Source organism: Bradyrhizobium canariense, from assembly GCF_900105125.1.
Classification (GTDB): Bacteria; Pseudomonadota; Alphaproteobacteria; order Rhizobiales; family Xanthobacteraceae; genus Bradyrhizobium; species Bradyrhizobium canariense_A.
Genome location: NZ_LT629750.1, coordinates 6,655,085 through 6,677,966, shown reverse-complemented (window position 1 = coordinate 6,677,966; position 22,882 = coordinate 6,655,085). Strand labels below are relative to the sequence as shown.

Genomic DNA, 22,882 nt, shown 5'->3' with positions numbered 1-22,882 from the left:
AGCGCTTGGTTACCAAAGCCTCTCCGTAGAACTACCCGACCAAAAAAACGCAGGATTGCGCGAGAGGATGATCAGGATGCTGGAATCGGGAAGTAGCGGTGGTGTGCCGCTGATATAACCAACACCGAAACGTCAAATCGGGAGAAGGAAATGCCGAAGTTCAAAATAGTGACGCCGAAAGGCGCGAGTTTCACCGTCGCAGGAGGCGGCTACGCCTACGAACTGGAAGCGCTCGATCCGATCGGCGCTGAAATCGTCGAGGCGCCGACCAGCGAGGCCGAATTCATCGCCGCCGCCCGGACCGCCGACGCCATCTATGCCAAGGGCATTCCGATTTCGAAGAAAATCATCGACAGCCTGGAGAATTGCAAGGTCATCACGCTGGGCAGCGTCGGCGTCGACAGCGTGGACGTCAAAGCCGCCACCGCCCGCGGCATTCCCGTCACCAACATCCCCGACACGTTCATCGAGGAAGTGGCCGACCACGCGATGATGCTGTTGCTGGCGGGCTTTCGCCGCCTGGTCCAGCAGGACAAGATGGTCCGCGAAGGCCGCTGGTCGGAAGGCCGGCCGGCGCTGCTGAAAATCCCTCGGTTGATGGGACAGACGCTGGGCTTCATCTCGTTCGGCCGGGTGGCGCGCGCCGTCGCCAAGCGCGCCGCGCCGTTCGGGCTTCGCATGATGGCCTACGACCCGTTCATCCAGGAGACGCTGATCTCCGAGCATGGCGTCCTGCCGGCGACCTTGTCCGAAGTGCTGTCGCAATCGGATTTCGTTTCGATGCACGCGCCGGCGCGGCCGGAAGTTCACCACATGCTCGGCGAAAAGCACTTCAGGCAGATGAAGCCGAGCGCCATCTTCATCAATACCGGACGCGGCCCGACCGTGGACGAAGACGCACTGATCAAGGCTCTGCAGGAAGGCTGGATCGCGCACGCCGCGCTCGACGTGCTGGAAAAGGAGCCGCCGTCGCACAACAATCCAATGCTGGGCATGGAGAACGTCACGCTGACCGCGCATGTCGCCTCGGCCTCGGCGCGCTTCGACGAGGCGCGCAAACGCCGCGTCGGCTATGAATTATCGCTGGTTCTGTCGGGCATGTGGCCGGTAAGCTGCGTCAATCCATCGGTGCTGCAGAACACCGCGCTGCGCCGCTGGCAACCGATCGGCATGGACCGCGGCCCGAACAGCTAAACGCGGCCTCAACGCCGGCGGCGAGCCCTGCGCGGTTCGCTGCCGGATATTTCTAAAAGATGCCGGATGCTTCGAAAAAAGCGGGAAATAGCGAAGATCGGTCCGCGCGCGTTCATTCAGGGGTCAGTGCCATGGCTGCTCGAAACGAGACTTCATTGTCGAGGCGACGCTTTTGCCTCTGCTGCGCCGGTGGTGCGGCCTTTGCCGCGACCGGTGGCTGGCTGACACCGCGCGAAGCCTTCGCCGAGGCCAGAGGTCTCGTCAGCCTGATCAAGGACAGCGCAGCGGTATCGCCGATCGTTACGCACAGACTGCGAAACAATGTCAGCGTGCTCGAGGGCTCCGGCGGAAATATCGCGGTGCTTACCGGCCCTGACGGCAAAGTGCTGATCGATGCCGGCATCGGTGTTTCGCGCCCTCACATCACCAAGGCCCTTGCCGATCTCGGCAGCGATCCGATCACTCATCTCGTCAATACGCACTGGCACTTCGATCACGCCGACGGCAACGAATGGCTGCATTCGGTCGGCGCAAAAATTATCGCCCAGGAGAACACGCGCAAGCATCTGTCCGGGATTCAGCGCGTCGAGGATTGGGATTATAATTTTCTGCCAACGCCGTCGGGCGGGATTCCCAGCGAAGTCTTTGCGAAAGAGCACAGATTAAAACTTAACAGCTCGACCATCGATCTGAAATACTACGGCCCTGCCCACACCGACAGCGACATCTCCGTCACCTTTGCCGAAGCCAACATCGTTCACGTCGCCGACACGTTTTGGAACGGCATCTATCCCTTCATCGACTATTCGACCGGCGGCAGCATCGACGGAACGATCGCGGCGTGTGACGCCAATCTGGCGGCGACGACAGACGGCACGATCATCATTCCGGGCCATGGACACCCCGTCAGCAACAAAGCCGAGCTCAAGGAATTCCGCGACATGCTCGTTGCGGTCAGGGACAACGTCGCAAAGCTCAAGCAACAGGGAAGATCGAAAGACGAGACTGTCGCGGCCAAACCAACCGCGGCCTTCGATGCCAAATGGGGTCAGTTTGTCATCGATCCCGGCTTCTTCACCAGGCTGGTTTACGAAGGCGTTTGATCAGCGATCACCTCAGCATCGGAAGTTGGGGTGAAAGCCGATCAGGTGACAGATGCCCTGCCCCTTGCAGGCGCACTCACCCTTGACGACATGACGCGACCGGCGGAGAGCGGTGTCCCTCGCGTTTTAGAACACCAGCGCCTTGACTTGCTTCACCTGCGGCAACGCCTTCACCTTGGCGAGCACATCCGCCGGCACCGCGCCGTCGACCTCGACCAGCGCAATGGCGTCGCCGCCCTGCTTGGTGCGGCCGAGATGGAAGGTGGCGATGTTGATCTTGGCGTCGCCGAGCAGGCCCGCGAACTTGCCGATGAAGCCGGGCTTGTCCTCATTGGTGACATAGATCATCGACTTGCCGAACTCCGCATCGACGCGAATGCCCTTGATGTCCACCAGCCGCGGCTTGCCGTCGGCATAGACCGTACCCGACACCGAGCGCTCCTGCCGCTCGGTCGTGACGGTGACCGTGATCAGGCTTTCGTAGTCGCTTTCCGCCGCACGCACGATCTCGTCGACCACCATGCCGCGCTCCTTGGCGACAACCGGCGCCGAGACGACATTGACATCGCCCAGCATCGGCCGCAGCAGTCCTGACAGCACCGCCGAAGTCAGCGCCTTGATCTTCATTTCGGCGACGTGGCCTTCATAGGTGATCTGTACTTTCGCAATACCGCTCTCGGTGAGCTGGCCAGCGAACGAGCCGAGTTTTTCGGCAAGCTCGATGAATGGCCGCAGTTTCGGCGCCTCTTCCGCGGTGATCGAGGGGAAGTTGACCGCGTTGGAAATCGCGCCGTTCAGAAGATAGTCCGACATCTGCTCGGCGACCTGCAGCGCGACATTCTCCTGCGCCTCGGTGGTGGCGGCGCCGAGATGCGGCGTGCAGATTACATTGGGGTGGCCGAACAACACGTTCGAAGTCGCCGGCTCCTCGACGAACACGTCGAACGCTGCGCCCGCGACGTGCTTGGAATTCAACGCATCGACCAGCGCCTGCTCATCCACCAGGCCGCCGCGAGCGCAGTTGATGATGCGCACGCCTTTTTTCATCTTTGCCAGCGCAGCCGCGTCGATGATGTTTTTGGTCTTCTCGGTCAGTGGCGTATGCAATGTGATGAAGTCGGCACGCTTGAACAGCTCGTCGAGATCGACCTTCTCGACGCCGAGATCCTTGGCGCGCTCCGGCGACAGGAACGGATCGAACGCGATCACCTTCATGCGAAGACCGAGCGCGCGGTCGGCGGCGATCGAGCCGATGTTGCCGCAGCCGATCACGCCGAGCGTCTTGCCGGTGATCTCGACCCCCATGAAGCGGTTCTTTTCCCATTTGCCGGCTTGCGTCGAAGCATCGGCCTGCGGAATTTCGCGCGCCAGCGCCAGCATCAGGGTGATGGCATGCTCGGCGGTCGTGATCGAATTGCCGAACGGCGTGTTCATCACGATGATGCCCTTGGCCGTGGCGGCGGGGATCTCGACATTGTCGACGCCGATGCCGGCGCGGCCGATCACCTTCAGCCGCGTCGCTTTGTCGATGATTTTCGCGGTTGCCTTGGTCGCCGAGCGGATCGCGAGGCCATCATAATTGCCGATGATCTCGGCGAGCTTGTCTTTGTCCTTGCCGAGATTGGGCTGGAAATCGACCTCGATGCCACGGTCCTTGAAGATCTGCACCGCAGCCGGCGACAACGCATCGGAAATAAGAACTTTGGGTTTGGACATCTGAGTTTTTCCTTCGCGCTCCCCTGAGGGAGGCCGGTGCAAAGCGCCGAGTGAGGTGAAAGTCTCGAAGCAATCTCTTCTCCCTCTCCCCGTTCTTACGGGGGAGAGGGTTGGGGTGAGGGGCATTTGCGAGGTACGAAGCTTAAGAGCCCTCGCCCGGCGCCGCGCGCCGACCTCTCCCCGTAAGAACGGGGCGAGGTTAAGAAGGAAATTTACGCAGCCTTCGGAAGCGAAGCCTTGGCTTCCGCAAACGCCCAGTCGATCCACTGCGTCAGCAGCGCGACATCCTGGGCCTCCACGGTCGCGCCGCACCAGATCCGCAAGCCCGCCGGCGCATCGCGGTAATGCGCGAAGTCGTAACCGGCGCCTTCCTTTTCCACCAAGGCGACGAGCTTTTTGGAGAAATCGGCCTGCGCGTCCGGCGTCAGCGACGTGATCGCGGGATCGATTACCTTCAGGCACACCGAGGTGTTGGAGCGGATCGCCGCATCCCTCGCGAGGAAATCGATCCACGGCGTTTTCGCCTTCCAGTCGGCGAGCACCTTGGTGTTGGCGTCGGCGCGCGCCATCAGCGCCTTGAGACCGCCGATCGATTTGCCCCAGTTCAGCGCATCGAGATAGTCCTCGACGCACAGCATCGACGGCGTGTTGATGGTCTCACCCTCGAAGATGCCTTCGTTGAGCTTGCCGCCCTTGGTCATCCGGAAGATCTTCGGCAGCGGCCATGCCGGCTTGTAGGTCTCCAGCCGTTCGACCGCGCGCGGACTCAGCACAAGCATGCCATGCGCGGCCTCGCCGCCCAGCGCCTTCTGCCAGGAGAACGTCACCACATCGAGCTTGGGCCAATCGAGCTTCTGTGCGAACGCCGCCGAAGTGGCGTCACAAATCGTGAGACCTTCACGGTTCGCGCTGATCCAGTCGGCGTTGGGAACGCGCACGCCCGACGTGGTACCGTTCCAGGTGAAGACAATGTCGGAAGCGGGATCGGCCTTGCTGAGATCGGGGATCTCGCCGTAGCCGGCGTGCAGCTTGGCGACATCCTTCAGCTTCAATTCCTTGACGATGTCGCTGACCCAGCCTTCGCCGAAGGATTCCCAGGCGATGGTGGTGACGGGCCGCGCACCGAGCAGCGACCACAACGCCATTTCGACCGCGCCGGTGTCAGACGCCGGCACGATACCGATCTTGTAGCCGGCGGGGACTTCAAGCACTTCGCGCGTCAACTCGATCGCGAGCTTGAGCTTGGCTTTCCCGACCTTCGCACGGTGCGAGCGACCGAGCGCGGCGTCTTTGAGATTTTGGGGATTCCAGCCGGGGCGCTTGGCACAGGGGCCGGAGGAAAAGTGCGGCACATTTGGCCGCGAAGCGGGCTTCGCTGCAGTCATGATCTATCCTTCCAGATAGCAAGCCTCCCGTTGGGGGGAGGTGTCCCGCTGCGGTAAATAAGGGAGCCGCCTGCAATCGTCAAGAAACTTCGGACGGATCAGGCATGACCCTGGGATCACGGTCGATTGATGGCTCGGGTTTCGCCTGCAAAGGCGCTTGCGGAGCCGGTTGCGAGTCCAGCAATTCCGCAGCGTCCGTGACGAGTTTCGCGGCCCTGCGCCAGCTTGCAACTTTCAAAATACTTTTTTCATCGGCCTGCACGACGTATTCGTGACCGACCTTGATAATCGAATAATTATTCATGTGCGGTCCCCAAGCTACGCTGGCCTGACGGGATACCTCAGCATGACACGAATCGTTCCCCGGGGAAAATGACGAAAGACCGGTTAGTTTATCGCCTGTTAACCGGATCAGAGAGTGACGACCACCTTAAGCGTCGGCGAGCGCAGCATTCAACTTTGGGCTGGCCGCGGCATCAAAACCGCAAGGTCATTCCGACGTGGCTCGCTTGAAACCCGAGTCTCGCGTAGAAGCGCTGCGCATCGACGCGGGTATGATGCGTCAGCAATTCGACCAGCTTGCAATCTTTTGCGCGCGCCTCGGTGACAGCCCACTGCACCAGTCGTTCGCCGATGCCACGGCTGCGGCAATGCGAAGCGACGCGAACGTCCTCGATCAGACCGCGCGATGCGCCCTGCGAGCTCAATCCAGGCAAGATGCAAAGCTGCAGGCAGCCGATAACTGCGCGATCGCCATCCTCCGCGACCACGAGCTGGATATTCGGATCGCGGTCGACCGCCTCGAACGCCCGGAAATAGGACGGCGGCAGCGGATCCTCGAGCCGTTCGCGCGCGCTGCCGAGGCGATCATCCGCCAGCATCGCGACGATGGCCTGAACATCATCGCGGCGGGCGCGACGGATGGTGATCTTGGAAATCGTGTCCATGGTTATTCCAGTTGATATCAACGCGCGGGTTGCAGCTTGAGGGACTTTTCCGTCTCGCCGATCCAGCGCCGCACGGCGGCGTAACCGTCGAGATGAAAACCACCCTGATGCGCCAGCCTCGTATAAGCCAGCAGCGAGATGTCGGCGAGTGAGACCACATCGCCGACCAGAAAGCGCGTCGCGGCGAGCTGGTGCTCCATCCGCGCCAGCGCGGCGTAACCGCGTTTGATCTTGTCGGGATCCAGATCGGATGCCGGCTTGCCGAGATAGACCATCTGGAAGCGGCACACCGCAATATACGGCTCGTGGCTGTACTGTTCCCAGAACAACCACTCGTCCATCTTCGCCGCAAGAAAAGCGTCAGCCGGGATGAGCTCGCTGCCGCGGGCAAGATATCGGATGATGGCGTTGGATTCCGCCAGCGTCCGGCCGTCCTCGAATTCGACGGTCGGCACCTGGCCTGCGCTGTTGAGCTTGAGAAATGGCGTGGTCCGCGTTTCGCGCTTCCGCGTGTCGACCTCGATCCAGCTATAGGGCAGCGCAAGCCTGTCGCAGACCCATTTCACCTTCAGGCAATTGCCCGAATTGCTGTCGCCGTGGATTTTCATCAATCGCGCCGTTCCCGGGACGGGTACGGCATCGGACCAGCGGCCTCATTTGCTGTCAAGATCGGCCGGCAAGCGTCCGCTCAGAACTTGTACCCCAGGCCCGCGCGCACGCTGTTCTCCGAGACCGCCGTGTTCTGGACCGACACGAACTGGATGTATTCCCATTCACCGCGCAGGAAAACATTGCCCCACAGCATATATTCGAGGCCAAGGCCGGCGGTCCAGCCAACCACGAAGGCATTGCTTTTTCCAATGGTCGAGGTCAGCCCAAATTGTGGAAGCGGAAAACTGGTCGAACCTCCACCGGCATCATTGATCGTTCTGATCACGGAGCTCGATACCGTGCTCGAAACGTCCATGCGCCCGACCGCAAGGCCGCCGAACATATAGGGCATGAAATCGCCGGTGGCCCAGCCCGCGCGGCCACGGAATGTCATCTCGTCCTTAACCCGTAGCGCAGCACGGCCATTCAGCGTCACACCGTCCACGGCGGTATCACCTGCCGGCAAGATCAGGCCCGGCTCGGCGACCTGAATCGGGCCGAGACTCGCGCTGGTCGATGTCGCGAGACTGGACAGATAAGTATAGTTTGCCTCCACGCCGAGCACGACATCGTCGAACTGAAAATTGCGTCCGACGAACGCGCCAAACCCCGAGCTTTGTCCGTTGACTTTGCCCAGCACGTTCAATTCGGACGCCGGCCCCTGCAGCGTCGTGTTGCGGAACAAGTCATTGGTCTGCGACACCACGGTGCGGCTATAATTCGTGTTCGCCCAGGATTCGTCGACCTGACCGCCGGCGTACCAGCCGTCCCAGTTTCTGGTCGGCGCGCTGGACGCGGGCAAGGTGCCGCGAAGAAAATCAGGCATGTCAGCCGCCTGCGCGCTGGCCGCCATTCCCGCCATCACCGCCGCCAGCAGAAATCTACGCATCGCAACAACTCCCAATCGAACACTCTGAGACTTGATGCTGATCATCGCCTGTTAACCTTAATCAATCGTTGTCGAAGGGTTCTGATCGGCACGATCTTTCAAAAACTGAATCGGTTTTTGTCATCACGTGTCTTTGGTCGGCGCGATCTGTTCTGCTTCACACAAAAGCAAAACGGCGCGGGAGGATCCCGCGCCGTTAACTAATATTAAGTGGTGAGAGGTCGCTCAGCCCTTGGTGACCAGTGGCGGCGGCGCATAAACCGGCGGGCTGTCGAGATTCCAGCGCACGCCGAGCTTCACATCGTTTGAGGTGATACTCTTCATGACGAACGGGCTGCCGTTCACGACCGTCACGCCATCGAACGAATTCGTGGGACCGGTGACGGCATCGCCAAGGTTCATGTAGCTATAGCCGAGTTCGAGCGTTACGTTCTGAGTAACCCGATAGGCTAGACCGGCGTGCAGCGCCCAGGCGAAGTTCCATTTGCCGGCATCACCTGCATAGGTGACGCTGTTGTTGAGTACGCCACCGTTGTAGATCACACCATTGTCTTGGAAACCGCTGACCCGATTATAAGATCCGCCAATGCCGGCGCCGATATATGGCGTCACGCACCACCAGGTGCCGAGATCGACATAGGCGTTGGCTAGGATGACGGCTTCCGACTTACTGCCGGAATAGTTGTTTGCTTCGGTAAAGGTTGGACCAAATACGCCCACCGGAACAGACTGCGAGCCATGAAAGTTGGAGCGCCCGCGCCATTGGCCGATGACATCTGCCCTGAACCAATTGTTAAATTGATAACCGACGCCGAGGTCGTACAGCGCCGCGCTGTCGAAGCCCATGCCAGTAGACGTGAAGAGAGAAGCATTGGGATCGCCCGGATTGCCCAGCGACTTGAGTTGCTGATTGGTCATGCCGATATCGCCGCGCAGATACCAGCCGCCGAAATCCTCGACCGGCGGCGGCGCATACGCCGGTGCCGGCATGATGGAAGGCATGTCGGCGGCAAAAGCCACTGACGACAACAGCGATGCCGCTCCTGCGGCGACAATAAACTTAACGCTACGCATAGGACTCGTCCTTTTGTCCGGTGGGGCAGACAAAGGAGGCCCCACTTCAAAAACTCACGGACGGACGATGGCATTAAATGCTTAAGCGCCGCTTAACCCTAATTTTTAAGGTTGATAATGTCTGAGGATTTTTTGCGATGACGGAAATGGCGTTGGATAAGATGGTGAACTCTCATCGCAATCACTAACCAACCACTACCCAATCACTAACAATGTATTGATGGAGTCTGGACGCGCTCGCATCGCGCCGCCGGTTTATTAGATCGAACCCGGGCGGATTCTAATGCGCGGTTTTCGGCATCTTCGGCAGGAACACGGCGAGCAGACCGAGCGCCGGCAGAAACGCGCAGACCTGATAGACGAATGCGATGCCGGTGTGATCGGCGACGCGGCCAAGCACCGCGGCACCGAGACCGCCGATGCCGAATGCAACGCCGAAGAACATGCCGGAGATCATCCCGAACCGGTGCGGCATCAGTTCCTGCGCGAACACGATGATCGACGACGTCGCCGACGAGATGATCAAGCCGATGAACACCGTCAGTACCGCGCCCGCGAACAGGCCGACATGGGGCAGCGCCAGCGTAAACGGCAGCGCGCCGAGGATTGAAAACCAGATCACATATTTGCGGCCGAACCGATCACCCAGCGGTCCGCCGAAGAACGCACCCACCGCATTCGCAGCAAGAAAAATGAAAAGATAAAGCTGCGCAGCCTGGGTCGATACGCCGAATTTGTCGATCAGATAGAAGATGTAGTAGCTCGACAGGCTCGATACATAGAGCTGCTTCGAGAACAGAAGCGCGACCAGCACGGCAAGCGCGGTCGTCACACGCCGCGAGCTCGGCGCATCCGGATGCGGTGCGGACGGCGTAAACTTCTTGGCCGCGATCTGCGGCTTGTACCACCGTCCGATCCGCCACAGGATGACGATCGCGAGAAATGCGATCGAGGAAAACCAGGCGATGCTCGGCTGGCCGAACGGCACCACGATCAGCGCCGCCAGTACCGGTCCCATCGACGTTCCGAAACTGCCACCAAGCTGAAACACCGATTGCGCAAAGCCGTAACGTCCGCCCGAAGCAAGCCGGGCGATCCGCGCCGATTCCGGATGGAACACGGCTGAGCCCAGTCCCACCAGCGCGGCCGCGACGAGGATGACGACGTATTGGTGCGCCGCGCTGAGCAGCAGCAGGCCGAAGAACGTAAAACCCATGCCGATAGCGAGCGAGAACGGCTGCGCCTTCTTGTCGGTGAAGTGCCCGACCAATGGCTGCAGCAGCGACGCCGTAAACTGGAACGCCAGCGTGATCATGCCGATCTGCGCGAAGTCCAGCGCGTAGCTATCCTTCAGGATCGGATAGATCGACGCGATCAGCGACTGCATCGTGTCGTTGAGGAAATGCGAAAAGCTGATTCCCGTCAGCACAATATAGGCCGGCCCCATGGCGGCCGCTTTGGCCAGCGCATCGGGCGTCACATCCGGCACGATCACTGGCTCGACCAGCGCTTCTTCGGAGACGACGACAGGCTTGTTCAACGGATAATTCCCGGGGGATTCGCGGCGCGATGCGCATTTCCTACGCTGCCGGCGCCGGACCGACCAGCTTCATTCGCTAATGGCTGCGATGCGATTGGGCACACGATCCGCCAACGTGTGAGCGGTACGGCGAAGAGATCACGTGTCCCCTTGAACCAATCGCGCTCAGGCCGCCGCCGCGGCTTCGCCGAGCGCCGAGACGATATGGTCGACCACTTCCTCGACCAGGATGCGATCATCGCCCTCGCCCATCACGCGGATCACCGGCTCGGTTCCGGATGAGCGGACCAGCAACCGGCCGTGGCCATTGAGCCGTTTCTCTCCGGCGACGATCGCCGATTTGACTTCGGCGTCGTCGAGCGGCTTGCCGCTGCGATAGCGCACATTCTTCAGGATCTGCGGCAACGGATCGAACCGGTGACAGACTTCCGACACCGGGCGGCGGAGCTTTTGCACCACCGCGAGCACCTGCAGTGCGGCGACAAAGCCATCGCCTGTTGTCGCATAGTCGGACAGGATAATGTGGCCCGATGGTTCGCCGCCGAGATTGTAGCCGCGGCTCAGCATGTGCTCGAGCACATAGCGGTCGCCGACCGGCGTGCGAACGAGCTCGATGCCGTGACCTTCGAGGAAACGCTCGAGTCCGAGATTCGACATCACGGTCGCGACGATGCCGGGCTTGGCAAGGCGACCGTCTTCCTTCCAGCTCTGCGCGATCACCGCAAGCAATTGATCGCCATCGACCAGATGTCCGCGCTCGTCGACCAGGATGACCCGATCGGCGTCGCCATCGAGCGCGATGCCGATATCGGCGCGCATTTCGCGCACCTTGCGGCTCAGCGCTTCCGGCGAGGTGGATCCGCATTCCTTGTTGATGTTGAATCCGTCCGGTTCGACGCCGATGGAAATGACGTCGGCGCCGAGCTCCCACAGCGCTTCCGGCACCACCTTGTAGGCCGCGCCATTGGCGCAATCGACCACCACGCGCAGGCCCTCGAGGCTGAGATCGCGCGGCAGCGTGCGCTTGGCGAATTCGATATAGCGATCGTGCACGCCGTCGATGCGGCGGGCGCGCCCGAGGCTGGCGCTTTGCGCGAGGCGCTTGTCGAGAGATTCGTCCAGCAATTGTTCGATCTGCTTTTCGACATCATCGGACAGTTTGAAGCCTTGCGGCCCGAACAGCTTGATGCCGTTGTCCTCGAACAGATTATGCGAGGCTGATATCATCACCCCGAGATCGGCGCGCATCGACTTGGTCAGCATCGCTACCGCCGGCGTCGGCATCGGGCCGAGCAGCAGCACGTCCATGCCGACCGAGGTGAAGCCGGCCACCATCGCGTATTCGATCATGTAGCCGGACAGCCGCGTATCCTTGCCGATGACCACGCGATGACGATGCTCGCCGCGCTGAAACACCAATCCAGCCGCCTGTCCGACCTTGAGCGCGAGCTCCGGCGTGATCAGCCCGTTGGCGCGGCCCCGAATCCCATCGGTACCGAAATATTTGCGGTTCATGTGTCCCCCAGCGGCCCTTCAAGGATTCTCAAGCCGTCCAGCACGAGGCCTCAAATGCCCACTACCATGGCGTGAACCGGGTTATAATGCCTTTGTCCCTAACATGGCTTCAAAAAATATGATGAATCATTACCGGCAGGTAAACCGGCAATAAGCGACTAACCTATTGTTTAATCTCATATTATGCCCGGAGCCGACCGCAAAACGGCCCGCGCGTTAATCCTTGCGCTTGACGTGATGATCCTGTTTGGAAGGCGGCGGCTGGGTGACGTTGACCGGGTCCGAGCCCGGAAAGGTCTCTTCCAGCCCCTCCTCGAGAGCCTCGTCCAGCCGGCGTTTCTCGGCGCTCTTGGCGTCTTCTGCGTGGGAGCGTGGTCCGGTCATGGGTGCCCTCCTGGTTGGCGGCAGCGTCTTCCGCGGAGCGATTTGGCGGTTGGCCCAAGCATGCTAGATGAAACCTCAAAGCGGTAAATGCAAGAAGGGCCGGAAACTTCCATGAAACACATCACCTGCATCGAGGACCTGCGTCAGCTTCACAAGCGCAAGGTTCCGAAGGCGTTTTTTGATTATGCGGATCGCGGCTCCTATTCCGAGGACACGCTGCGCGCCAACCACGACGATCTTCAGCAGATCAAGTTTCGCCAGCGCGTCCTCGTCGACGTCTCCAAGCGCGATCTCTCGACCACGATTCTTGGAGAAGCCGCCGCGCTGCCTCTGATCCTGGCGCCGGTCGGATTGTTGGGCATGCAGCATGGCGACGGCGAGATTTATGCCTGCCGCGCCGCGCAGGCCGCCGGCATTCCGTTCACACAAAGCACGATGTCGATCTGTTCGATCGAAGACATCGCAGCCGCGGTCGACAAGCCGTTCTGGTTCCAGCTCTACGTGATGAAGGACCGCGGCTTCATCAAATCCCTGATCGAGCGCGCGATCGCAGCGAAATGCAGCGCGCTGGTGCTGACGGTCGATCTTCAGGTGATCGGTCAGCGTCACCAGGATATCAAGAACGGCATGACGGTGCCGCCGGAATGGTCGCTTTCGAAACTGTTCGATTTCGCCAGCAAGCCGGCCTGGGTATCCGGCGTGTTGCGCGGCAAGCGCCGCACCTTCGGCAATCTCGTCGGCCATCTGAAGGGCACGGAAGACATCACCGCTCTCTCGACCTGGATCAATTCGCAGTTCGACACCTCGCTGAACTGGAAGGATGTCGAATGGATCCGCAGCATCTGGCCGGGCAAGCTCGTGCTCAAGGGCATTCTCGACGTTGAGGATGCCGAGGAAGCCGCCAAGAGCGGCGCTCAGGCGCTGGTGGTCTCCAACCATGGCGGCCGGCAGCTCGACGGCGCGCCGTCATCGATCGAGGTTCTGCCTGAAATCGTCGATGCCGTGGGCTCGAAGATGGAAATCCTGTTCGACGGCGGCATCCGCTCGGGCCAGGATGTGATGCGGGCGCTCGCGCTTGGCGCCAAGTCCTGCATGATCGGCCGCGCCTATGCCTACGGGCTTGGGGCCGCCGGCCAGGCCGGCGTCGCCAAGGCGATCGAGACGATCGCGAAAGAACTCACCACGACGATGGGATTGTGCGGCGTCAACACCATCGCCGAAATCGACGACCACGTGCTGGCGATTTAAGGGCCGACGGGAACATCATTCCCGGACGGTCCGAACAACCAGACCCCGATGCGCAATTGCGCACCGGGATTCTCGAGATTCCGGGTTCGCGCTTCGCGCGCCCCGGAATGACAAAGTGGTCACATCGGCGGCGTGATGCCGTCGATGCCGACGCCGACGCGGTTGGCTTCCAGCGTGCCGTCGTCCTTCTTGGTTGCGCCGAAGATGATGATCTTGGCGCCCGGCTTCAGTTCGCTCTTGTCGCCCGAAATGAAGGAGACAATCGGCGTCTCCGGCGGCACCACGACTTTCTTTTCACCGTCCTTGTACTTGACCAGAATGTTCTGGCCATCGGTGCCGGCAACCGTCTCGGCGACGGTCGCGTTGGTCATGGTGCTGTTGGGACGCAGATCCCAGGCCCGGAAGCCTTCAGCCGCGCCGCGTTGGGCTTCAGGGAAAATATGAACGGCGAGCGCCTTCTGGGTGCCGTCCGGCTGCGGCATCGCCGATACGCCGATGTAAGAGTTCGTCTTGATATCGGACAGCGTGGATTTGGCGATGCCGATCACCACCACATTGTCGGTCACACGGACCTTTACGTCCGTGCCCTCGCGCGACTTGATCGTCAGGAGCGACCCGTCAACGCCCTCGATCGCGCCGCGGATGCGGATCGCCGGCGGCTGCTGCGCCGATGCCATTGGCACAGGCGACACTCCAAACAACACAATGCCGGTCAACGCAACTGCGAGACCGTGCGGTAACAACGAATGAATTTTCGACACGCCGTTTCCCTTCGAGGATGATTTCACCAGAGGATGCATCGGGAACCCCGCGAACGAGCAGCTATTCCCGGCCTCGTAGCGATATACGTCCGGCGCCGGCCATTGTTACATCGGCGGGGTCAGCCCGTCGCGGCCGACGCTGACGCGGTTGGTCTCAAACGAACCGTCCGGCAGCTTTTTCATGAAGGCGATCACCTTGGCGCCTGCCTTCAGGTCGGACTTGTCGGCGGGCACGTAAGTCACGACCGGCGTATCGGGCGAGACCTCGACCTTCTTCTCGCCGTCCTTGTATCTGATGATCAGCGAGTTGCCGTCATTGCTCACAACGGACTCGGCCACCGTCGCATTGGTCATGGTGCTGTTGGGGCGCAGATCGTATGGCCGCGATCCTTCTCCGGTGCCGCGCATGTTTTCCGGAAACACGTGCACTTCGAGCGCGTTTTGCTTGCCGTCCGGCCCCGGCACCGTGGTGGCGCCAATGAAGGACCCCACTTTGATGTCCGACAGCGATATTTTGGTGATTCCGACCACCAGCATGTCGCTGGTCATGTGCAGCTTCACATCGTCGCCGCTGCGCGACTTGACAGTCAGTTGATCGCCGTCAACGGCCTCGATGGTGCCGCGGACCCGCGACGGCGTCGGCGGCTGCTGGGCGAGCGCATAGATCGATGAAGCTGCGACCATCGCAATGGCGATGAGGGGGCGCGTGAACGTATGACGGGGCATGATTGGGTCTCCGGGGTGCTTCACTTAGCAGCAGACCCCGTAGCTTCCACTCTATTCCGGTGTCAAACCTTCGTGAGATCAGCCTCGACCAGCGCACGGAGCTCGGGCGTGACTTGCGGGCGCTGTCCAAACCACAGTTCAAACCCGCGCACCGCCTGATGCAGCAGCATGCCCAGCCCGTCAGCGGTCTGCAGTCCGCGTGCCCGCGCCGCCAAGAGCAACGGCGTATGCAGCGGCACGTAGACGAGATCGGCAACCACGGCATGCGAAGGAAGCCGGCTCACGTCGACCTCCAGCGCAGGCTGGCCGTGCATCCCAAGCGACGTCGTGTTGACGAGCAACCCCATGCCCGGCAGCAGATCGCCAATGGCGTCCCACGCCGCGGGTTGAACGCTGGCGCCGAATTGATCCGCAAGCGCGCGTGCGCGATCGATGGTGCGGTTGACCAGATGCACGCGCTTGATGCCGCGCTCGATCAGGCCGAACACGACGGCGCGTGACGAGCCACCAGCGCCCAGCACCAGCGCATCGGTGACGGCGTCCCATTCGCGCGCGCAGGCGTCGAGATTATTGATGAAACCTTCGATATCGGTATTGGTCGAGCGCAGCTCGCCATTCTCGTACCACAGCGTATTGGCCGCGCCGACCGCGTGGGCGCGCGCATCCGGCGTCGACAGCGCCAGCGCGCGCTCCTTGTGCGGAATGGTGACGTTGGCGCCGACAAAGCCGTGGCTCGACAGACGCAGCACGAATTCGGCAAAGCCTTCGGGCGGAATGGCTTCGATGTTGTAGCCGCCCTCGATACCCAGCGTCCTCAACCAGTAATGATGGATCAACGGCGAACGCGAATGCGCCGCCGGCCATCCGATCAAACATGCGCCGCGGAGTTTGGTCCCGATTGTCATTCTTTCAAATCGGCCAAGCCGCGCTCGCTGTCAATCCTGTCGGTTCGCTGCTGCGAAAACCATGCCGCTCAGGGCCAGCGCCATCGCCGCAGCGAACCAGATCGCGGCAAGACTGATCCAGCGATAGGCGAGCGCGCCCACCACCGAACCCGCCACCAGCGCCGCCCACAACAGCAGGTTCGGCACCCAGGCCCAGCGCGGGCCGCCGCACAGCGCCGCGGCTGCGAGCTGACCTGTTTTGACCAGCGCGCCCGTGATGTAAGTGAGACCGAGCCCCGCGCCGCCGTCGGCCTGAAACACCGCGTTTTCCAGCCCCATCGCCAGCACGATCGCCGCTATCGCGCTACCCGACAAACCGAAAGCGTGACAAAGCCCGGCAACGGCGAGCAGCAACGCTTCCGTCAGCAGCACCCAGCACTGGCAGTAGAGCTCACGGCCGAGCACGATCAGGCTGCCGGCGCCCGCGCCGATCACAAACAGCGCGATCAGGCCGGCCGCTTCGGCTGCGCTGCGCCAATGACCTTCGGCCAGGGTAACGCCCAGCCGCGTCGAGTTGCCGCTCATGAAGGAAACAAACAGGCCGCCGAGATGCAGAAAGCCGATGCCATCGACATAGCCGGCCAGCGCGCTCAACGCACAGGCCAGCGCAGCGTTGCGGCGCGAACTAAGCATGGCGCCGCTCGGCTCTCAGGCGTTCCATTCGTAGATTTCTTTTTCATACGCCTCGACAAAGCCGGCGCGTTGCAGATTCCGGTAGGAGTGCTCGATCATATACAGGGTTTCGGACACCAGCATCGAACAGCCGGACCGTTCCGCGCGTTCGACCCTTTTCGCGATCAGTGCCTGCTGGGCTCCGCGCTTGCGATGACTTTCCGCGGTCGCGGCAGCCATGAGATATCCAATGTCCTCAAAAATACAGAGCGCCGCAATGGCCACCGGTCGGCGGTCGTCAAAAGCCATGTAATGAAAAAAACTCTCCCTTCCCGCGCATCTCGTATATTCCGGCCACAGCGTTTCGCCGAGCTGGTCGCTGGCATCAGCTATCTCGTCCGCGCTCACCTCGCGGACTTCGAGATCGGTGTTGAATGGAACGGGAGCATGGCCGGTGCGGCACAGGGTCGGATAGCCGGTGCGCCGGATGCGGGACAACCCGTGCTGCTCGAGCCAGCCGCGCGCCAGATCCATGTCCGGACCGGGGCTGAGCCAGACGAAGAAGCGCTTGACGCCTTCGGTCAGGAACAGATCGATCAGCCGGGCGACGCCTTGGGACGACATTCCCGGTTCAGCACCGCACATATAGACGCGATTGAGGTTGGAGGATGCGAAAGGGGTCTGACGATCGAGATCGATCGTCACATAGCAATTGCCGAGTGATCCGCCGTGGAATTGCCTTCGAATGAGGCTCGCGGGCTGGCGTTGGCTGTCCACCCATTGGGTGAGCCGCCGCATCTTCAGGGCCAAATCGGTGGCGTTGGGGATCATGATCCCTGCCTCAAGGACATGATCCCCGAAACCCCTACGCCGCGACCCGATGCGCAGCGATGATCTGATCGGCCGCGCGGCCGGTGACCTCTGCCATGCGATCGAACTGCCGGGTGAAACTGCCGGCGCCGGCCGTCGCCGACCGTAATTCGACGATCAGGTCGCCGATCTCCGCCTCCGGCATGGTGGCCCGGACGCAATCCCATCCCGGCCAGCCCTCGCGGGTATCGAAGCCGAGAATCTGACCACGCCTTGCCGACAGGATGGCATTGACCTTGGCGGTGGCATCGCTGGGACACACGATCTCGACCACGTGGATCGGCTCCAGCAACACCGGCTGACACTGCGGCAGCGCCTCGCTGACGCCGACCCGCGCCGCGGTGCGGAACGCAAGATCCGATGAATCGACGCTGTGATAGGAGCCGTCGGTCAGCGTAACGTGAACATCGATGACGGGAAAGCCGAGCGGCCCGCGCAACAGGCCATCAACCACGCCCTCCTCGACTGCGCCGATATAATTCCGCGGCACCGCGCCGCCGACCACCGTTTCGTGGAATTCGAAACCGCTGCCGCGCGGCACCGGCTTGACCTCCAGCACCACATCACCGAACTGGCCGTGGCCGCCGGATTGCTTCTTGTGCCGGCCGCGCTGGGTAATCGATTTGCGGATCGTCTCCAGGTAACCGATCGCCGGCGGATGCGCTTTGACGTTGACGCCAAAGCGCTCGCGCAGGCGTTCCAGCGCGACGCGCAGATGCATCTCGCCCTGCCCCCACAGCACGGTGTCGTGGGTGCGTTGATTTTGGATCATGGTCAGCGAAGGATCTTCCTCGTTCAGCCGCAACAAGGCCTGACCGAGCTTCACGTCGTCCTTGCGATCCGTCGCCGCAAGCGACATCGCCAATACCGGAGGCGTCGGCTCGACGTGCACCAAAGCCGAAGGCGCCGTCTTGCCGCTCGTGAGCGTATCGCCGGTCTTGATGGCATCGAGCTTGCCCAGCGCAACCGTGTCGCCGGCCTCGGCGGAGGCGCGCTTGCTGTCATGGGTGCCGTTGACGGAGAGGATTCCGGATACCCGTCCGCTCTCGCCGGATGAGGATTGCAGTGTCGCGCCGTCGTCGAGATGCCCGGCGAGCAGGCGTGTCAGCGATAATTTGCCGCCGTGCTGCAAATGCATGGTCTTGAACACATAGCCCAGCGCATCCTTGGTCGATGAAGACACGCCGAGACGTTTTGCGGTCGCGGCCACGCCGGGCGCTTCATGCCGCAGCGCCTTCAACAGGCGCAGCACGCCATTCTCGCGCGCCGCCGAGCCAAGCAGCACCGGACAGATCAATCCTTCGCGCAATTCGCGGGCCAGGTCGTCGAACACCGCGTCGCGCGGCGGCTGGATATCCTCGAGCAACTGCTCCATCAGCGCGTCGTCATGATCGGCGAGCTTTTCCAGCATCGAAAAGCGCGCTTCCTTCTCACGGTCGCGATTGCCGCCTTCGAGCGCCATGACCTCGGAAGGCTTGTGTTCGCGATAGACGAAGGCGCGCTCCAGCGCGAGATCGACGAAACCTTCGATCAGGTCGCCATTCCAGATCGGAATTTGCCGCAACACCAGCGGTACCCGCGAAGCCGGCTGCAACGTCGCGAGCGTCTCGCGGATGCGCTTGTTGGCCCGGTCGATCTTGTTGAGGAAAAGAAAACGCGGAATGCCGAGATCTTCGAGTTCGCGCAGGATGATCTGCAATTGCGGCAGCTTTTTCTCGTCGGCTTCGCAGACCACCACCGCGGCATCGACCGCCGGGATCGCGGCGCGCATGTCGTGCACGAATTCGATCGAACCGGGACAATCGATAAAGGTGTAACTGTCGTCCATGAAGCTGGTCGTGGCCGCGCTTAAGCCGACGCCCATCTTGTGGCGTCGCGCTTCGGGGCTGGCGTCGCCGACCGAGGTTCCGGCTTCGACACTCCCGGCGCGGGGGATTGCACCCGTACGCGCCAGTATTGCTTCTAGAAGTGTGGTTTTACCGCTTTGGAAAGGGCCCACCAATGCAATGCACCGTGGACCGCGGGGACTACTGACGTCTTGTCCCATTGCCGCCTCCTCATCTGGAGCTCGGCCCTTGATTGGGTCGGCGAATGGATGCTCCGCCTACCTCAGGGATTTGGCAAGTCAGAAAAAGGTCGCTGCGGTGCATTGTCGGTGAATGACACCGGACGCCGTGAGCGCAAGCCATCGGGTCGGCGCCAGGCGCGACCCGATGATAGCGAGGCGCTGCCTTACCTTCCCGGCCGAAGTTCCAGGCTTTCCAGCCCGGCCGCGACATTGATACCGACCTGGCCCTGCAGACTGAGCGGCTGCAGCGCGATCGAATTGTTCGAACCACCGACCAGCACATTGCCGCCGGCCCCGACACCGAGCGTCGCGCTGCCTTGGGCGCCGGCGTAATCGCCCGAGAGATCGCCGGTACCGAGCCGGGCGACCGGCGCGTAGACGCCCCAGGCGAGCGCCGACTCCTGGGTGATGCCGAGGTCGACACCGACCTTGCGGATGGTCGCGATATAGCGGTCCTCCGGCATGCCATCGACGTGCAGGACGCAGCCGAGATTGGTTACCGAACCGACAATGAAGCCAATGCTTGCGCCGCCACGGCATTCAAGGACGCCGACCTGAACACGCTGGATCGGCTGCTGCGCGGTGGCGCCAGCGAAGGAGCCAAGCAGCATGCCGGCGGCAATGCCGGCAAGGATGAATGAGCGGCGCATGAAGAAGTCTCCGGCTGATGAATGTGATGCGAGCAGAGAGTCACGGAAGCGCCATACCCCATGACGCTTTCCTCCTTCTCTATGACACAACATGGGCAGCCGTGCCACATTTGCCGCGCCTTGATCCAGGCCGCCGCTCAAGCGGCACGTTTCAAAACGTGACAGACCCGTCACAAAAAAAGGCCCGCTTGCGCGGGCCTCTTCCCTCAGCCGATTACTTGGCCGAATTCCTTGGCCAAATTCCTTGGTCGATTTTGGATTTCTTCAGCCGTGACGATGATGCACGTAGTGATGATGGCGATGGTGCCGATGGAAGGCATGACGGGCGAACCCGACCGGCTCCAGTTCGATGCCGGCAATTCCCGCCGCGACGTTCAACCCGGTCTGGCCTTGCACGCTCACCGGCTGCAAGCCGTAGGCATTCCCCGGGCCACCGACCAGGAAATTGCCACCAAAACCTACGCCGACCGACGCGTTGGCGCCGACCCCACCGTAAGTGCCGGCGAGTTCGCCGCGTGCCAATGTGGCATTCGGCGCACTCACCGCCCAGGAGAACTGGGTCTGTTGGGTGAAACCGAGGTCCACGCCGATCCGGCGAACGGTCGCGGCATAAGCCTCAGGCCGCCGGCCTTCGCTTCTGAACACGCAATCGAGCCTGGTCACCGAGCCGACGACAAAGCCAACATTCTGGCCGCCCTGGCATTCCAAAATACCGGCAGGAACCGGCTGCTGTGCATTGGCACTTGCGAACGACGCTACCAGCGCAGCCATGGCAATACCAAGTGTAGAGAGTCGCATAAGTCTTATCTCCGCGTAAGCAAATGAGTTTGCGCGGCGACAGAAAGGGAAGCGCCGTGTCCAAAACAAGGCGCTTCCCAAATACTGACGTCAAAACATCAAATGTTCGACGATGATGTGATTTGACTATCGCAAATTGCCGCAGAACCGCTGGATGCGTTTGCAGGCTTCTTCGAGGTCGGAGGTTTTGGTCGCGTAGGAAATCCGAAACGCTGGTCCCAATCCGAACGCCGAGCCCTGCACGACCGCGACACCCTCGTTCTCCAGCAACTCGGTGACGAAGTCCTCGTCGTTGCCGATCACCTTGCCGGACGGCGAGGTCTTGCCGATGGTGCCTGCGCAGGACGGATAGACGTAAAACGCACCCTCCGGGCGCGGGCATTCGATGCCCTTGGCCTGGTTGAGCATCGACACCGCGAGGTCGCGCCGTTCCTTGAACACCTTGTTGTTCGCCGGAATGAAATCCTGCGGACCGTTGAGCGCCTCGACGGAAGCCCACTGCGCGATCGACGACGGGTTCGAGGTCGACTGCGACTGGATCGTCGCCATCGCCTTGATCAGTTCGGCGGGGCCGCCGGCATAGCCGATGCGCCAGCCGGTCATGCAATAGGCTTTGGAGACACCGTTCACGGTCAGCGTGCGGTCATACAGTTTCGGCTCGATCTGCGCCGGCGTCGTGAACACGAAGTCGTCATAGACCAGATGCTCGTACATATCGTCGGTCATGACCCAGACATGCGGATGCTTGACCAGCACATCGGTGATCGCCTTCAACTCGCTCTTGGTATAGGCGGCGCCGGTCGGGTTCGACGGCGAGCACAGGATGATCCACTTGGTCTTCGCCGTGATCGCCTTCTCCAGCGCCTCGGGCTGCAGCTTGAAACCCTGCGCCGCCGTACACACCACCGGCACCGGTTCGCCACCGGCAAGCGCCACCATTTCCGGATAGCTCACCCAATAGGGCGCGGGGATAATGACCTCGTCGCCGGGATTGATGGTGGCCATCAGCGCGTTGTAGAGCACCTGCTTGCCGCCGGTACCGACGATGACCTGGTTCGGCTTGTAGGTCAGCCCGTTCTCGCGCTGGAACTTGGCGATGATGGCCTCCTTCAGCTCGGGAATGCCGTCCACCGCGGTGTACTTGGTCTTGCCCGCTTCAATGGCGTGGATCGCCGCCAGCTTGATGTTGGCAGGCGTGTCGAAATCGGGCTCGCCAGCGCCGAGGCCAATGACGTTGCGGCCCGCCGCTTTCAGCGCCCGTGCTTTATCCGTTACCGCGATGGTCGCGGACGGCTTCACACGGTCGAGCGCAGCGGACAGGAAAGGCATCATCGTCTCCTTGCAGGCGTGGTGAACTCGATCAGCCACGACTCTCATTGATGGGATCGGTGCACCCTAAAGCGCGCCACGCTGCATCGCAAGAAGGTAGCTCGGGCGGGCGCAAATTTTAGGGACGTTAAAACGGCCTCGCGTCAGATCGCGCAACATTCATAAAATTCCGCCGCAAAATGGCTCATTTCCGGCAAGTGCCGCCCTGGTGAGGACGGCCTTGGCAAGAGCTGCGGTCAGGCTGACGGCTCGCCGCGTACCGGGCGCGCGCCTGCAGCCAGATCCCCCTCGGGGTCCATGCGATCGCGATCATAGGCTGGATCGCGCCATCCGACGGCCGGATCGATTGCAACGACAAACCCGTGCTCGATTACGATCTGACAATCCCCGGGGCCAGCGATGGCATTCATCATCGCCTCGAGCTGGAAAGGCGGCCTCCGCAATTACGACATCGGCATTCTCGCCATGGCGCGGATCG

At 61.6% G+C, this 22,882-nt stretch carries 23 protein-coding genes; 3 read left to right on the top strand and 20 right to left on the bottom strand.

Annotated features, from left to right (window positions below):
- Positions 1–150: 150 nt before the first annotated feature.
- Both BLV09_RS31580 and BLV09_RS31575 read left to right on the top strand, forming a co-directional pair.
- A complete protein-coding gene (locus tag BLV09_RS31580) occupies positions 151–1,194 on the top strand; it encodes a C-terminal binding protein (RefSeq protein WP_146690188.1) in 1,044 nt (347 codons plus the stop codon).
- 131 nt (positions 1,195–1,325) lie between these two features.
- The gene (locus BLV09_RS31575) at positions 1,326–2,297 is read left to right on the top strand and encodes an MBL fold metallo-hydrolase (RefSeq protein ID WP_146690187.1); all 972 of its coding nucleotides are present in this window, start codon (positions 1,326–1,328) and stop codon (positions 2,295–2,297) included.
- A gap of 126 nt (positions 2,298–2,423) precedes the next feature.
- Here the strand turns inward: BLV09_RS31575 and serA are convergent, their stop codons facing one another.
- The 10 genes from serA to BLV09_RS37565 all read right to left on the bottom strand — a co-directional run bounded on the left by serA (position 2,424) and on the right by BLV09_RS37565 (position 12,398).
- Positions 2,424–4,013: a phosphoglycerate dehydrogenase gene (serA, locus tag BLV09_RS31570; RefSeq protein ID WP_146690186.1), complete on the bottom strand. Its 1,590-nt coding sequence runs from the start codon at positions 4,011–4,013 to the stop codon at positions 2,424–2,426.
- A gap of 212 nt (positions 4,014–4,225) precedes the next feature.
- Entirely contained in the window at positions 4,226–5,398 is a 1,173-nt protein-coding gene (locus BLV09_RS31565; protein ID WP_146690185.1) for a phosphoserine transaminase, read from the bottom strand.
- Between the two features lie 79 nt (positions 5,399–5,477).
- On the bottom strand, positions 5,478–5,702 hold the full coding sequence (locus BLV09_RS31560; protein WP_146690184.1) for a hypothetical protein: 225 nt from the start codon (positions 5,700–5,702) through the stop codon (positions 5,478–5,480).
- Between the two features lie 172 nt (positions 5,703–5,874).
- Positions 5,875–6,345, bottom strand: a complete 471-nt coding sequence (locus BLV09_RS31555; protein ID WP_146690183.1) for a GNAT family N-acetyltransferase — start codon at positions 6,343–6,345, stop codon at positions 5,875–5,877.
- Positions 6,346–6,362: 17 nt separating this feature from the next.
- Entirely contained in the window at positions 6,363–6,953 is a 591-nt protein-coding gene (locus BLV09_RS31550) for a glutathione S-transferase family protein (RefSeq protein ID WP_146691387.1), read from the bottom strand.
- An 80-nt stretch (positions 6,954–7,033) separates the two neighbouring features.
- Positions 7,034–7,885, bottom strand: coding sequence for an outer membrane protein (locus BLV09_RS31545; RefSeq protein ID WP_146690182.1), 852 nt, complete (start codon positions 7,883–7,885; stop codon positions 7,034–7,036).
- A gap of 225 nt (positions 7,886–8,110) precedes the next feature.
- Positions 8,111–8,959 carry an outer membrane protein gene (locus tag BLV09_RS31540; protein ID WP_146691386.1) on the bottom strand — a complete coding sequence of 283 codons (849 nt, stop codon included), beginning with the start codon at positions 8,957–8,959 and terminating at the stop codon, positions 8,111–8,113.
- 280 nt (positions 8,960–9,239) lie between these two features.
- On the bottom strand, positions 9,240–10,499 hold the full coding sequence (locus BLV09_RS31535; RefSeq protein ID WP_146690181.1) for an MFS transporter: 1,260 nt from the start codon (positions 10,497–10,499) through the stop codon (positions 9,240–9,242).
- 165 nt (positions 10,500–10,664) lie between these two features.
- On the bottom strand, positions 10,665–12,014 hold the full coding sequence (glmM, locus tag BLV09_RS31530) for a phosphoglucosamine mutase (RefSeq protein ID WP_146690180.1): 1,350 nt from the start codon (positions 12,012–12,014) through the stop codon (positions 10,665–10,667).
- A gap of 216 nt (positions 12,015–12,230) precedes the next feature.
- Positions 12,231–12,398: a hypothetical protein gene (locus BLV09_RS37565; protein WP_167558940.1), complete on the bottom strand. Its 168-nt coding sequence runs from the start codon at positions 12,396–12,398 to the stop codon at positions 12,231–12,233.
- 111 nt (positions 12,399–12,509) lie between these two features.
- On the opposite strand from BLV09_RS37565, the gene BLV09_RS31525 reads away from it, so the two are divergent.
- Positions 12,510–13,646 carry an alpha-hydroxy acid oxidase gene (locus BLV09_RS31525; protein ID WP_146690179.1) on the top strand — a complete coding sequence of 379 codons (1,137 nt, stop codon included), beginning with the start codon at positions 12,510–12,512 and terminating at the stop codon, positions 13,644–13,646.
- 119 nt (positions 13,647–13,765) lie between these two features.
- On the opposite strand, the gene BLV09_RS31520 is transcribed toward BLV09_RS31525, so the two are convergent.
- From BLV09_RS31520 to BLV09_RS37560, 10 genes are all read right to left on the bottom strand, one after another.
- Positions 13,766–14,323, bottom strand: a complete 558-nt coding sequence (locus BLV09_RS31520; RefSeq protein ID WP_146691385.1) for a hypothetical protein — start codon at positions 14,321–14,323, stop codon at positions 13,766–13,768.
- A 189-nt stretch (positions 14,324–14,512) separates the two neighbouring features.
- On the bottom strand, positions 14,513–15,133 hold the full coding sequence (locus BLV09_RS31515) for a hypothetical protein (protein ID WP_100386121.1): 621 nt from the start codon (positions 15,131–15,133) through the stop codon (positions 14,513–14,515).
- A gap of 62 nt (positions 15,134–15,195) precedes the next feature.
- Positions 15,196–16,038 (bottom strand): shikimate dehydrogenase, encoded by an 843-nt coding sequence (locus BLV09_RS31510; protein WP_146690178.1) that lies wholly within the window; start codon positions 16,036–16,038, stop codon positions 15,196–15,198.
- Between the two features lie 30 nt (positions 16,039–16,068).
- Positions 16,069–16,710, bottom strand: a complete 642-nt coding sequence (locus BLV09_RS31505) for a YoaK family protein (protein ID WP_146690177.1) — start codon at positions 16,708–16,710, stop codon at positions 16,069–16,071.
- 15 nt (positions 16,711–16,725) lie between these two features.
- Positions 16,726–17,520, bottom strand: coding sequence for a GNAT family N-acetyltransferase (locus BLV09_RS31500; protein ID WP_146690176.1), 795 nt, complete (start codon positions 17,518–17,520; stop codon positions 16,726–16,728).
- 34 nt (positions 17,521–17,554) lie between these two features.
- Positions 17,555–19,606, bottom strand: coding sequence for an elongation factor G (locus tag BLV09_RS31495; RefSeq protein ID WP_146690175.1), 2,052 nt, complete (start codon positions 19,604–19,606; stop codon positions 17,555–17,557).
- Between the two features lie 185 nt (positions 19,607–19,791).
- Entirely contained in the window at positions 19,792–20,277 is a 486-nt protein-coding gene (locus BLV09_RS31490; protein WP_146690174.1) for a DUF992 domain-containing protein, read from the bottom strand.
- A 264-nt stretch (positions 20,278–20,541) separates the two neighbouring features.
- Positions 20,542–21,075, bottom strand: a complete 534-nt coding sequence (locus BLV09_RS31485; protein ID WP_146690173.1) for a DUF992 domain-containing protein — start codon at positions 21,073–21,075, stop codon at positions 20,542–20,544.
- Positions 21,076–21,201: 126 nt separating this feature from the next.
- Positions 21,202–22,404, bottom strand: a complete 1,203-nt coding sequence (locus BLV09_RS31480; protein WP_146691384.1) for a pyridoxal phosphate-dependent aminotransferase — start codon at positions 22,402–22,404, stop codon at positions 21,202–21,204.
- A gap of 236 nt (positions 22,405–22,640) precedes the next feature.
- On the bottom strand, positions 22,641–22,814 hold the full coding sequence (locus BLV09_RS37560; RefSeq protein WP_157810222.1) for a hypothetical protein: 174 nt from the start codon (positions 22,812–22,814) through the stop codon (positions 22,641–22,643).
- Positions 22,815–22,882 lie beyond the last annotated feature (68 nt).

Bases quoted from the DNA above. Each gene is read 5' to 3' on its own strand.
- BLV09_RS31560 (WP_146690184.1), bottom strand. From the start codon at position 5,702: ATGAATAATTATTCGATTATCAAGGTCGGTCACGAATACGTCGTGCAG.
- BLV09_RS31565 (WP_146690185.1), bottom strand. From the start codon at position 5,398: ATGACTGCAGCGAAGCCCGCTTCGCGGCCAAATGTGCCGCACTTTTCC.
- BLV09_RS31540 (WP_146691386.1), bottom strand. From the start codon at position 8,959: ATGCGTAGCGTTAAGTTTATTGTCGCCGCAGGAGCGGCATCGCTGTTG.
- BLV09_RS31520 (WP_146691385.1), bottom strand. From the start codon at position 14,323: ATGGCATCGGCGCAGCAGCCGCCGGCGATCCGCATCCGCGGCGCGATC.
- BLV09_RS37565 (WP_167558940.1), bottom strand. From the start codon at position 12,398: ATGACCGGACCACGCTCCCACGCAGAAGACGCCAAGAGCGCCGAGAAA.
- glmM (WP_146690180.1), bottom strand. From the start codon at position 12,014: ATGAACCGCAAATATTTCGGTACCGATGGGATTCGGGGCCGCGCCAAC.
- BLV09_RS31525 (WP_146690179.1), top strand. From the start codon at position 12,510: ATGAAACACATCACCTGCATCGAGGACCTGCGTCAGCTTCACAAGCGC.
- BLV09_RS31555 (WP_146690183.1), bottom strand. From the start codon at position 6,345: ATGGACACGATTTCCAAGATCACCATCCGTCGCGCCCGCCGCGATGAT.
- BLV09_RS31495 (WP_146690175.1), bottom strand. From the start codon at position 19,606: ATGGGACAAGACGTCAGTAGTCCCCGCGGTCCACGGTGCATTGCATTG.
- BLV09_RS31550 (WP_146691387.1), bottom strand. From the start codon at position 6,953: ATGAAAATCCACGGCGACAGCAATTCGGGCAATTGCCTGAAGGTGAAA.
- BLV09_RS31505 (WP_146690177.1), bottom strand. From the start codon at position 16,710: ATGCTTAGTTCGCGCCGCAACGCTGCGCTGGCCTGTGCGTTGAGCGCG.
- BLV09_RS37560 (WP_157810222.1), bottom strand. From the start codon at position 22,814: ATGAATGCCATCGCTGGCCCCGGGGATTGTCAGATCGTAATCGAGCAC.
- BLV09_RS31515 (WP_100386121.1), bottom strand. From the start codon at position 15,133: ATGCCCCGTCATACGTTCACGCGCCCCCTCATCGCCATTGCGATGGTC.
- BLV09_RS31490 (WP_146690174.1), bottom strand. From the start codon at position 20,277: ATGCGCCGCTCATTCATCCTTGCCGGCATTGCCGCCGGCATGCTGCTT.
- BLV09_RS31510 (WP_146690178.1), bottom strand. From the start codon at position 16,038: ATGACAATCGGGACCAAACTCCGCGGCGCATGTTTGATCGGATGGCCG.
- BLV09_RS31545 (WP_146690182.1), bottom strand. From the start codon at position 7,885: ATGCGTAGATTTCTGCTGGCGGCGGTGATGGCGGGAATGGCGGCCAGC.
- BLV09_RS31500 (WP_146690176.1), bottom strand. From the start codon at position 17,520: ATGATCCCCAACGCCACCGATTTGGCCCTGAAGATGCGGCGGCTCACC.
- BLV09_RS31480 (WP_146691384.1), bottom strand. From the start codon at position 22,404: ATGCCTTTCCTGTCCGCTGCGCTCGACCGTGTGAAGCCGTCCGCGACC.
- serA (WP_146690186.1), bottom strand. From the start codon at position 4,013: ATGTCCAAACCCAAAGTTCTTATTTCCGATGCGTTGTCGCCGGCTGCG.
- BLV09_RS31580 (WP_146690188.1), top strand. From the start codon at position 151: ATGCCGAAGTTCAAAATAGTGACGCCGAAAGGCGCGAGTTTCACCGTC.
- BLV09_RS31485 (WP_146690173.1), bottom strand. From the start codon at position 21,075: ATGCGACTCTCTACACTTGGTATTGCCATGGCTGCGCTGGTAGCGTCG.
- BLV09_RS31575 (WP_146690187.1), top strand. From the start codon at position 1,326: ATGGCTGCTCGAAACGAGACTTCATTGTCGAGGCGACGCTTTTGCCTC.